The 11,360-nt window shown below is 70.7% G+C and carries 8 protein-coding genes; 3 read left to right on the top strand and 5 right to left on the bottom strand.

All coding sequences use genetic code 11. The annotated features are described in order from the left end of the window. Nucleotides 1-647 precede the first annotated feature (647 nt). From ABD466_RS35290 to ABD466_RS35280, 3 genes are all read left to right on the top strand, one after another. Complete coding sequence (locus ABD466_RS35290; protein ID WP_344661595.1) at nucleotides 648-1,322, top strand: isochorismatase family protein; 675 nt, start codon at nucleotides 648-650, stop codon at nucleotides 1,320-1,322. Nucleotides 1,323-1,338: 16 nt separating this feature from the next. After that, nucleotides 1,339-2,247, top strand: coding sequence for a GlxA family transcriptional regulator (locus ABD466_RS35285; protein ID WP_344661596.1), 909 nt, complete (start codon nucleotides 1,339-1,341; stop codon nucleotides 2,245-2,247). 674 nt (nucleotides 2,248-2,921) lie between these two features. Next, the gene (locus tag ABD466_RS35280; protein ID WP_344661594.1) at nucleotides 2,922-4,412 is read left to right on the top strand and encodes a phosphodiester glycosidase family protein; all 1,491 of its coding nucleotides are present in this window, start codon (nucleotides 2,922-2,924) and stop codon (nucleotides 4,410-4,412) included. Nucleotides 4,413-5,201: 789 nt separating this feature from the next. Here ABD466_RS35280 and ABD466_RS35275 read toward each other — a convergent pair. From ABD466_RS35275 to ABD466_RS35255, 5 genes are all read right to left on the bottom strand, one after another. Further along, nucleotides 5,202-5,729: a COG4315 family predicted lipoprotein gene (locus ABD466_RS35275; RefSeq protein ID WP_344661593.1), complete on the bottom strand. Its 528-nt coding sequence runs from the start codon at nucleotides 5,727-5,729 to the stop codon at nucleotides 5,202-5,204. A gap of 95 nt (nucleotides 5,730-5,824) precedes the next feature. Then, on the bottom strand, nucleotides 5,825-6,622 hold the full coding sequence (locus ABD466_RS35270) for an FHA domain-containing protein (protein WP_344661592.1): 798 nt from the start codon (nucleotides 6,620-6,622) through the stop codon (nucleotides 5,825-5,827). 78 nt (nucleotides 6,623-6,700) lie between these two features. Then, nucleotides 6,701-8,026: a vWA domain-containing protein gene (locus ABD466_RS35265; RefSeq protein ID WP_344661591.1), complete on the bottom strand. Its 1,326-nt coding sequence runs from the start codon at nucleotides 8,024-8,026 to the stop codon at nucleotides 6,701-6,703. A gap of 19 nt (nucleotides 8,027-8,045) precedes the next feature. Further along, the gene (locus tag ABD466_RS35260) at nucleotides 8,046-9,062 is read right to left on the bottom strand and encodes a protein phosphatase 2C domain-containing protein (RefSeq protein ID WP_344661590.1); all 1,017 of its coding nucleotides are present in this window, start codon (nucleotides 9,060-9,062) and stop codon (nucleotides 8,046-8,048) included. Further along, nucleotides 9,059-11,332, bottom strand: a complete 2,274-nt coding sequence (locus tag ABD466_RS35255; protein WP_344661589.1) for a serine/threonine-protein kinase — start codon at nucleotides 11,330-11,332, stop codon at nucleotides 9,059-9,061. Before ABD466_RS35255 ends, ABD466_RS35260 begins: the two co-directional genes overlap by 4 nt. Nucleotides 11,333-11,360 lie beyond the last annotated feature (28 nt).

Raw genomic sequence — 11,360 nt, 5'->3', positions numbered from 1 at the left:
CGCTGCTGCCGTAGGACGGCGCGAGCAGCGAGATGGTCACCGGCTTGGAGGAGTCGCCGGAGCCGGCGTTGCCGGAGGAGGAGCCGCCCGAGGACTTGCTCGACGAGCAGGCGGTCAGGGCGAGGGACGCGGCCAGACCGGTCGCGGCGAGGGTGGCGAGACGCTTCACCTGGGTTCCACCTTTGTTGGAAGGGTGAGGGAAGGACACATCAGTGACTGCGGGTCGTGAGGTCGTGAGGTCGTACGGTCATGCGGTTAGGCTGGTCAGCCCTTGTCAAAAAGCGTCTGCCGGTCACGTCCGGGGGACGAGACGCCGGAGAGGGACGGCTGACTGAGGGCACACGCTAACCGCGAAACGTCCGGCGGTATAGACCAGAGGGGGGTCAGGTATAGACCAGTTATCGAACCGTCACCTGAGGATGGGGATGAATCGGTATGAAAACGGACGAGATTCAGGGGCTGAAGGCGACTTTGGGGTGAACCGGGGATGCCTGCGTGATGATCGACTAGGGCGGGGCGGAGTTCGCGGGCGTCGGCGCGCCCGGCGTCCGCGGGTGTGCCGGGCTGCCGCGAGGGTGACCGGATCGTTCCGCATCGGGGCCGGAACGGGTCTGCCGGGCGAGGTGCGCGAGGGCGAGCATGGAGGCATGGAGAAGCGAGCGCTCGTCGTGATCGACGTACAGGAATCGTTCCGGGCCCGGCCGTTGTGGCGGCTGATCGACAACCCCGACATCGCCGACGACGTGAACCGGCTGGTGGATCACGCGCGGGCGGCCGGCGACCTGGTGGTGTGGGTGCTGCACCTGGAGCCCGGGACGGGGAACACCTTCGACCCGGCCAGCGGGCACGTGCGGTATCTGGAGGGGCTGCGGGAACCGGTAGAAGGGGAAGTCGAGCTGCGGAAGACGTCGCACAACGCGTTCACCACGACGAACCTGCAGCAGGTGTTGACGGAGCGGGGGGTCCGGGAGGTCGTGGTGTGCGGGATCCGGACCGAGCAGTGCTGTGAGACGACGACGCGGTTGGCGTCGGACCTGGGATATCGGGTGACGTTCGTGGTCGACGCGACGGCCACCAACCCGATCGCGCATCCGGATGCGGCTGGGGATCTGACGCCGGAGGAGCTGGTTGCGGACCCGCGGACGTTGTCCGCCGAGGCGGTCGTGGAGCGGACGGTCTTCGCGCTGGCGGGGCGGTTCGCGACGATTGCGAGGGTGGATGAGGTGGTCGGCGCTGGAGTGGGTGCGGTGGGTGCTGGCATGGGTGCGGGCGGCGCTGGCGCGGATGCGGTGGGTGCGGGCGCTGTGGGCGCGGCGGGCTGAAGAGTAGGCTGACCGGATCGTGAAGGTCGTCTTCCTGCTCATGCCGCGGCTGCACCTGCTGGACCTCTCGGGGCCGGCCCAGGTGTTCTCGACAGCCGATGATCTCGGCTGTCCGTATCAGCTGCACTATGTGGCGGAGCAGGAAGACGTCGTCACTGCGCAAGGCGTCCGGCTGCGCGCCGAGACGGTCTGGCCGGTGACCGGGCCGGATGATCTCGTGGTGGTTCCGGGGTGGCGGTCGCCGATGCTCAAGGGAGGTCCGCGGCCGAGCCGGGAGACGCTGGGTCGGCTGGTCGCCCATCACGCGGGCGGGGGGACCGTGGCCAGCGTCTGCTCGGGCGCGGACCTGCTGGGACAGGCCGGGCTGTTGGACGGGCGGCGCAGCACCACGCACCACGAGTTGCAGGACGAGTTGGCGGAGCGTTATCCACGGACGCGGGTGGAGCGCGACGTGGTCTACGTGGTCGACGGCCGGGTGGTCACGTCAGCGGGGATCGCGAGCGGGATCGATCTGGCGCTGCATCTGGTGGCGGGGCAGCACGGACCGGCCGCGGCGGCGCGGGTGGCGCGGTCGATGGTGGTGTACGCGCGGCGTTCGGGGGAGGAATCACAGGACAGCGCGATGCTGCGCCACCGGTGGCATCTGCGGGACGCGGTGCACCGGGCCCAGGACCGGATCGACGCTTCCTTTGCGGAACCTTTGCGATTGGCGGAGTTGGCGCGGGGATGCGGCGTGAGTGAGCGAACCCTGACGCGGCAGTTCGTGGAGAGTACCGGACTGACTCCGTTGCGCTATCAGCAGACGTTGCGGCTGGAGCGGGCCGAGCACATGATCGGGCACGGGGCGACCGTGGACGCGGCGGCGCGGGCGGTGGGGTTCGCGGATGCGCGGATGTTGCGGCGGTTGCGGTCGCGGGCCGCGTGAGAGTCGGACGAGAGCCTTGTGGGGGCTTGTGGAGGAGGAGCGCGCGATAGCAGCACGCGCCGTGACGCGGTCGTGACACGGGTGTGACGCGTGGCGCAAAACACACCTGTTCGCCCCCTTGATCCGGAACCGCGTGCGGTGGTTTCCGCGTCTGAGATCGAGACGTGAAAACTGGCAAGCTAGCGGCACCCATCAATGAATGGCCATACTCTGTGGCTGGATCGGGGACCGGAGCGAGAGGACTGTGAATGACACCGGCACCGACGGGAAGGACCGGCGACGGGTATCCGGGGCGCGGGGTGCCACCGCGCTCGGACCGGCCGCAGGGACCGCCCCGCGGTCGTGAGGTTCCCCGGCCCAGGCCTCCGCAGGATCGACGGCAGGGTCCGGTGGCCGAGCCCAGGCCCGAGCCCCGGACTCCTTGGGACGACTATGCGACGCCGCCGCGGCCGGTACGGCCGGCGGGACCGGTGGGGCCGGTTGGGCCGCGTCCGGCGCAGGATGGGCGGGACGGCCGCGGTGGTCGCAGTGGCCGCGATGGCCGCGAGGGCTGGGACGGTCGGGATGGCCGCGACGGTTGGGATGGTCGAGACCCCCGACAGCCGCGGGACCCGAGCTTTCAGCAGAATCCGAGTTTCCAGCCGCGGCCCAACAGCCATCGGGCCGATCCGGGCATGCCGCAGAACCCGAGCTATCAGCGCGTGGAAGGCGCCACGCGAGACATGCGCTCGGTCGAGGAGACGCATGTTCCGCGGGGCACGCGGCGGCGAGTACCTCAGGACGTTGAGGAACTTCGGCCGGTCGACGCGCCTCGGCCGGGGCGGGGGCGGGGGCGTCCCGCGAGGGAGGCCGAGGCCTTTTCGGGCGCGGAGTACGGCACGGAGTACGGCACCCGATACGGCGACGAGTTCTCCGACGGTTTCCAGGACGGTTTCGACCCAGAGCTCGATGATGAGAACCCTGATGGTCCGGGGCACACCGACTCAGAGGGTCGGGGTCGTCGCGGGAAGCGTCGCAAGGACCGGCTGACTCCGGCGCAGCGGCGGCGACGGAAGATCATCCGCCGCACGGCGGGCGGTATATTCGGGGTCTTCTTCCTGGTGACCGGGTACTCGCTGTACGGCGCGCTGACCGAGCCGGGCAACATGAGCACGGAAGCGCGCGTCGCCGAGTGGGCTCGTGGGCACGGGATGGGCTGGGCGGTGACCTGGCTGGAGAATCAGCAGTACCAGAACGACAAGCCGAAGACGGGTGGGAATCTGTCGCCGCAGCAGCTGGCGGAGCTGTCGCCGCCGACGACGGCCGAGCCGTCACTGGCGAAGAACGAGCAAGTGCTGCCGGCGATGAAGCCGTTCGTGCCGAACCCGGCGCCCGGGGAGGGTTCGTGGCATCCGACGGTGGTGATCAACGGCGTGCCGATCATCCAGACCGCACAGCTGCGTTCGGACCCGGATCACCTGCAGTATCTGTCCGCCGTGGCGTGGATGGACCAGAAGCACGCCAGCTTCGTACTGCATCCGGGCTCGCAGCAGCCGGGGACGGCCGGGTTCAACCAGACCGACCACCTGTCCGGGGATCAGCTCAAGAACCTGATAGCCACGTGGAACGGCGCCTTCCTGCTCAAGCCGAACGACGCGCACGGCGGGTTCTACCTGAACGGGAAGACCTTCGGGAAGCTGACGGACGGCCAGGCGTCCGAGGTGTTCTACAAGGACGGGACGATAAACGTCGGGGCCTGGAACAGCGGGCCGAACTTCTCGATGAACCCGAACGTGGTCGGGGTGCGGCAGAACCTGACGCTGCTGGTGGACAACGGCCAGATCAACCCGAGCGTGGACAGCGACGACAAGAACCTGTGGGGCGTCACGGTCAAGAACGCCTACTTCGTGTGGCGGTCCGGGATCGGGATCACGGCGGACGGAAACGTCGTGTACGCGATGGGGCCGGCGCTGTCGGTGCGGACGCTGGGCGAACTGCTTCAGCGAGCGGGCGCGGTGCGGGCGATGGAACTGGACATCAACCAGCAGTGGGTGTCGTACATGACGTACGACGGGAGCAAGGATCCGCTCAACCCCGCGTCGACGAAGCTGCTGGACTTCGCCCGGACGGAGCGGCGGTACTTCTCGACGGAGGAGCGGGACTTCGTGGCTGTGTACAGCCGTTAAGGACGAGATGAAGCTCTGATTCTGAGGCGTAACGCTCTCGCTCTCACGCTCTGCTCTCGCTACCTTTGTTCGGGTAGCGAGAGGGGAACGGTGGCTTATGAACGCGACTGTGCTCGGGATCGTGTTGATTGCGGTGGCGGCGGCAGGGGCGGCTGCGCTGTGGGTGGATACGGTGCGGAAGCGCGATAAATGAAGCGCGAGGCTGGCCGGGGAACGAGAGCTTGCGGTTGGTTTGTGGAGCGGGAGCTTGCGGAGCGAGGCTCTGCGGTTGGCTTGTGGAGTGAGGCCCTGCGGTTGACCTGTGAGCGAGATCCTGCGGTTAGCTTGTGGTAAAAGGCTTGATACGACCTTCGGCCATGGTGTTGAAAGTCCGCGGGGAGTCGCAGTTCGCCGCGGTTGGTGCGGTCGCATCGGCGGCTGCGGGCTGAGGGGGTGGCCTGTGGGCGACCATGTCGCAGCTCGCGGGCTGGAAAGTCAAAAGCGGTGCCTCCGGCGGGCCTCGGCTCCGGGGCATCACCAACCCCGCGCGCGGGCTGCGGTCTGCTTTCTGGTCGCCATGTCCTGGATCCCCCGTCACGTCGTCGCCTGACGGAATCGCGCCGGTCAGGCGGCATCAAGCCGGATCGCCGCCGCTGCTGGTTGCGTGCCGTTCGGCTTGACACCGCCTGACCGGCGCGATTGGCTTCGCCCGCCGACGTGACGGGGGATCCAGGACACCACAACTGTGTTCAGGAACCACGTTCCGTGACTGTTGGCGCGAGCGGTTCGGCTCACCGCCGAGCGGGTGGATCAGTAGCCTCCCGATCCTCCGCTGGTCGAGGGGCTCGAAGGCGCTGGGGCGTTGCCGGTTGCCAGGGCCGGTGTCGCAGCGTGCCACTTCTGCATCACGCCCTCGCCGTTGGCCTGGCCGGCGGCGGTGTCCTGCTTGTACTCGTAGAGCGGGTGGCCGTTGTACACCACCTGGCTGCCGTTGGGGCCGGTGGCGATGGTGAGTTTGCCGGTGACGCCCGCGCCCGCGTTCGGGGAGCCGACCAGGGGTGGCCAGATGCTTGCGCAGGTGCCGGTGCAGGTGGGCTGGCCGCCCGCTGAGTCCGGTGTGAAGTAGTACAGGGTGTGGCCGTCCGGTGCGGTCAGGACGGTGGTCTGCGTGCCGTTGACCGTCGCCGTGCCGGTGGCGACGGTGGGCGCGCTGGTGGATGCGGGTGGGGTCGTGGTCTTGCTGCTGGAAGAGCAGGCCGCGGCCAGGGTCAGGGCGGCGCCCACGGACAGGAGGGCCGTGGCGCGGCGGGCCGTGGTGGGGAAACCCGGCTTGGACATGATCGTGCCCCCTTGGGTCGATGGAGGCTTTCGTCCTCCATAGGTGGCACGTATGGCGGCGCGGGATGGTTCGGCCGGGTTTCCCCCTTTGGGGGTTATGGGTTCTGGATCAGGGTCAGGGTCGTCCAGACGCCGACGTGGACGCGGTAGCCGACCTCTACGGGGAAGGCCTGGTTCGGGGGGATCGGGGCGGTGTCGTCGTTGAGGACGGTGCCGTTCATCGACTCCAGGTCCACGACCGACCAGCCGCCGTCGGGGCGTTGCTGGAAGACGGCGTGGAGGTGGGAGACGCCGGGGTCGGTCGGGGGGCCGGAGAGGTCGATCTCCACCTGGCCCTTCTTGCCGGAGCGGCCGATGCGGACGGTGTCGCCGGTGAGGGTGAAGTGGCGGTCCGGGCAGTAGGCCGGGAAGGGGTAGGCGGTGGGGTCGATCTCGCCTTCGGCGACGACGGCGTCGTAGTAGGCGCGGTCGGCGCTGGCGATGGCGACCCAGCGGGCCGGTGACGGCGGGTCGGAAGCGATGGTCCTGGCCAGCGGGTCGGTGCCGGTGGTCGTCGGGCCCTGCGGTGCGCGGGCCGCTTCTTCGGCCTTCCGGAGTTCGGCTTCCAGGTCGGCCACGGGGTCGGGCTGCTGGGTCGGGGCCGTCATGGTGGGCGCCGGTTGTTCGTTGGCGAAGTCGAAGCCGCAGCCTTCGCAGAAGGTGTCGCCCGCCTGGCGGGGCAGGAGGCAGTTGGGGCAGGGCTCGCCGGCCGAGCCGTAGACCGAGGTGGGGCCGGTGGTTTGGGAGCCGCCGGTGGTCGGGATCGGGGCCGGGGCCCCGATCGACAGACCGCATTCGTCGCAGTAGTCGGTCGCGACCGACTGGTGCCCGTCCGGACACGTGGCCATCGTCATCCACCCGTCTTCATGCCGGCCGCGGGCCGGCGGCCGTTACCCGTCGTCATCGTCGTCATCTCCCCCGGTGGTTCGGAGCTAGTTGCGCTTGGCGCGCACGGTCTTGGTGGACACCACGTCCAGCTCCATGGCATCGCCCTTGTCCACCTTGGCCTTGGCGCGGACCTTGGAGGTGGCCGGGTCGACCTCGGTCACCTTGCGGAGCATCTTGACCGTGTCCTCGTGGCCGGACTCGACGGCGAGGTCCATGGCGCGGCCCAGGCGGGCGGTGGCGGTGTCCAGGTCGCCCGCCTTCTGGGCGTCCAGGCCCTCCTGGATGGCCTGGGCCATCTCGGCCTGGCCGGTGTAGTGGGCGACGCGGCCGTTGATGCGGGTGGACAGGTCCTCGTCCTCGGTCCAGACCGCGCGGATCTTGTCCTCGGCGAGGAGGGTGGCGCCGCCGGAGTCCTTGGCGACCAGCTGGACCCGGCCGGCCAGCTTCTCCTGGCCGATGTTGCCCGGTTCGACCTCGACGCAGATGTGGTACTCGCGGGTCTCGGCGCCCCAGGCGCCGGTCGGGTAGTCGCCGGTGAGGGGGTTGTCGCCGGGGACGCGCTTGGCGGACAGGTCGGCCAGGGTGGGGCTGACCTGCTTGACGTAGCGGACCACCGCGCCCTTGGGCGCCCACAGGCGCAGCGCGACGTCGGCGACCTCCTTGCCCATGCTGTTCGCGGTCATCTCCCGGAAGTCCTCGGCCAGGCGGGCCGGCTCGCGGATGATGCCGACGGTGCCGAGCAGGGCGTCGGCGATCTTGCGGAGCTCGCCGACCTCCCAGTCCTCGCCGATGCCGCGGCAGTCCGCGGTGAAGTTCCCGATGCTGGCCTGGATGGCCCGGGCCAGGTCGGCCGGGGTCTCGGATTCGTCCTTGCCGTCGGTGAGCAGGATCGCGTGCTTGATGGCGTGCGGGTGGGCGTCGAAGATCCGGTTGGCCTGGGCCAGCCAGCGGCCCATCGCGGTGCCGCCGTTGGCGGCCAGGCGGGAGACCGCGTCCTTGGCCTGCGCGCGGGTCTGGTAGTCGGCACGCAGCAGGTGGCCGCCGGTGGGGTAGACCACGCGGGCGCCCTCGGTGCCGGCCACGACCGCGAAGTAGGCGCCGTCGGACAGGGTGTCGATGGCGACCTTGGTGGCCTCCTTGGCGGCCATCATCTTGGTGCGCGGGTAGTCCATGGACCCGGAGCAGTCGATGATGATGACCTCGACGTTGTCCTTGCCGGAGCCGCCGCCGGACGAGCCGGAGGCCGGGAGCGCGGAGGACCCGGCCGCCGGGGCGGCGGTCAGCGTGACCACGGCGTGCACCTCGCGCACGCCCGCGGCCAGGAACTCGTTCTGGTTGATCTCGAAGGCGAAGTTCGGATACTGGCTCATGGCTGCTTGCTGGCTCCTGTCAGGCGGACGGCTCGGCGGTCGCCGGAACCGGGTAGGGGACGAGGACGGCGGTGATGTTGTCGTGGCCGCCGCCGTCCAGGGCCGCGCGGACCAGGCGCACCGCGGCCGCCTTCGGATCGGTGGCGGCCTGCGGCAGCGCCAGCGCGGCGAGGTCGGCGGCCTGCTCGACGTAGTTCCACAGGCCGTCGCTGCACACCAGCACCACACCGGGGCCGGGCGGTGTGAACGAGACCACGTGCGGCTCCGGGGCGCCGGAGTCGGCGCCCAGCCAGGCCTCGATCGCGTGGGAACCCTCTTCGGCGTCGTCCGCGGTGAGCTGCCGGGAGGAGCCCTCGGCGTCCAGCCAGTAGGCGCGGCTGTCGCCGAGCCAGCCGACGGTGACGTCGGAGCCGACCAGGGCCGAGACGAAGGTGCAGGCCGGCGGGTTGCCGTGGTCGGAGTCCCGGGCCAGGGCCGCCACCGCCTCGTCGGCGGTGCGCACGGCCTGGGCGGTGAGCATCGCGGCGTCCCGCGCGCCGGCCTGGACCGCGGTCAGCAGCAGCCGGGCGGCGGCGGAGACCGCGGCGGCCGAGGCCTCGTCCGGGCGCTCGGACGTGGACACCCCGTCGCAGACCACGGCGACCAGGACGGTGCGGCCGTCCGGCGCCACCGCCGGGCGCAGCGCCATCGAGTCCTCGTTGCGGTGGTGCCGCAGGCCGCGGTCGCTGACGCCGGCGACCACCCGGAGGTCGACCTCCATCCGGTCGCGGCGGCGGGGCTGCAGGTCGCCGCAGTCGATGCAGTAGCCCTCGCCGTCGATCTCGGTGCCCCCGCAGGACACGCAGGGCTTCGGCCCGGCCGGCGCGGACGGTTCCTCCTCGCCGGTCACCGGTTCGGCCAGCGCGTACCCGCACTCCTCGCAGAACCGCGTGTCCGCGTCCATCACGAGGTCCGTCGCGCCGCATTTCGGGCAGGTCAGCTGCAGCGGCATCGCGAGCTCGGCCTCTTCTCCGGTGGTCGGTGCCTCGACACTCATATCAGGGTCCTCGGACGCACCGCGTTGGCCTGGTCGACCAGCTCGACCCGGGTTCCGCGGTCGGAGGCCAGCCGGGCCAGCGCCCGGTAGGCGTGCTCCATGCCCTTGCGCAGCTCGCGCTCCTCGACGGCGCGGCCGATCAGCGTCTGCCCGGAACGCAGGTCGCTCGGGACCTGCACCGAGAGCCGGCGGCCGGCGGTCTCGAACACCTCCAGCGCGAGCCGGTGCGCGTGCTCCGGATCCAGCCGCTCGGCCAGCCAGGCGTAGCGCAGGTCGATGTCGGCCAGGTCCCGGCCGGTCAGGTCGCGGTCGCGGTCCACGAGCAGGGCGCGCAGCGCGGCCTCGGCGGCGGCGGTGTGGTGGGTGGAGGTCAGCGGCACCGCGCCGAACACCGCCACGGCGGCGTCCCGCTGTCCGCTTCGCAGCAGCGCACGGGCCAGGCCGAAGGCGGCGCTGACGTAGCTGTGGTCGGTGCGCCAGACCGTGCCGTAGAAACCGGCCGCGGACCGCGCGTCGCCCTCCAGCTCGGCGCACGCGGCCAGGGCCAGCTTCGGCGCGGCCTCGCCGGGCAGCGCGTCGTAGACCGCGCCGAACAGGCCGCGGGCCCGGGTCAGCAGTCCGCCGCCGAGGCAGATCAGGCCGCGGTACCAGAAGGTGCGCCAGTCGCCGCCGTTGGCGTTCTCGAACTCGTCCAGGCGGCGGTCCGCCTCGGCGAAGTCGCCGCTCGCGGTGGCGGCCAGCACCAGCCGCAGCTGCATCTCCGGGGACTTCGCCACGGCCTCGGCCGGCTGCGCCTGCAGCGCGGTGCGCTGGTCGGCCAGGTCGACGGCGCCCAGGCCGGCCAGGAACTGCGCTCCGGGGTCGTTGCGGTCCACCTGCGGCACCGGCAGCGCGCGCACCACGGCCCGCGGGTCCGGGGCCAGGGCGGTGGTGCTCGGCACCCGGACCTCGGGCCCGAACATCGCCGAGGCGCCGGGATGGGTCTCGTTCCTCTCCAGCGACAGCACCTCGCGCAGCACCGCCGTCAGCTGCTGCGCCATCTGCTCGGCGGAGTCGAAGCGCAGCTCCGGGTTCGGGTGGGTGGCCCGCAGAAGCAGCTTGTAGAAGGACTCGTGCCGGGCGAACAGCGGCGCATCGGCCGGCGTCGGCAGGCTGTCCCGGTAGGTGGTCGTGTAGTTCTTGAAGTCCAGGGTCAGCACCGCGAGCGTGCGGCCGACGGTGTAGAGGTCGGACTCGACGGACGGGCCCTCGTCGGCGATCTCCGGGGCCTGGAAGCCCTTGGTGCCGTAGATGGCCGAGTCCATGTCGTCCATGTGCAGCACGCCGCCCATGTCGATGAGCTTGAGCTGCTCCTCGGACTGGATGATGTTGTCCGGCTTGAAGTCGTTGTAGACCAGGTTCAGGCTGTGCAGGTAGCCGAAGGCCGGCAGGATCTCCACCGCGTAGGCGATGGCCTGGGCCACCGGCAGCGGCGCGGCCTTCCCGCCTTCCTTGTACTCGTTGCGGATCTGCTTCAGCGAGGAGCCGCCGACGTACTCCATGACGATGTAGCCCACCGGCGCCCCGGTCTTGGGGTCCGGGTGCTGCACGAAGTTCAGGATCTGCACGATCGAGGGGTGGTTCACCTCGGCCAGGAACTTGCGCTCGGCGGCCGCGGCCGCCATCGCGTCGGCGTCGCCGGAGTCCAGCAGGCCCTTGAGGACCACCCAGCGGTCCGAGACGTTCTTGTCCTTGGCCAGGTAGATCCAGCCCAGACCGCCGTGCGCGATGCAGCCGAGCACCTCGTACTGGCCGACCCGGTCGCCGGCGCGCAGCTTGGGCTCGAAGGAGAAGGCGGTGCGGCACTTGCGGCAGAAGCCCTCGGTGCGGCCCGGGTTGCCGTCGCGGCCCCGGCCCACCGGCTCGCCGCAGTTCGAGCAGTACCGCTTGTTCTCCGGCACCTGCGGGTCGACCATGATCGCGGACATCGGGTCCTTGTACGGGACCGGCGGCACCTCGATCAGTCCGGCGCCCAGGTTGCCGCGCCGGGAGCGGCCGGTGCTGCCGCCGCGGGAGCCGCGAGTGCGGCTGGACACCGAGGCGGAGTTGCGGCTGGACACCGACGTCGACGAGGTCCGGCTGGTGCCGGTGCGCGTGGATTGCGACGTGCGCACGGAGGGCGCGCCGGCCGCGGGCTTCTGCCCGGCCGGTGCCGCGGCGGTACCGCAGGTGTCGCAGTAGCCCTCCGCGTCGATGGATCCGTCGCAGCCGGGCTCAAGACAGGCGGTCACTGTGTTTCCCTCTCCCCTATAACCCTTT

The sequence above is a fragment of the Catenulispora subtropica genome (assembly GCF_039531675.1).
Classification (GTDB): Bacteria; Actinomycetota; Actinomycetes; order Streptomycetales; family Catenulisporaceae; genus Catenulispora; species Catenulispora subtropica.
The sequence above is the reverse complement of the archived record's forward strand: the minus strand, read 5'-3'. Positions and strand labels throughout refer to the sequence as shown.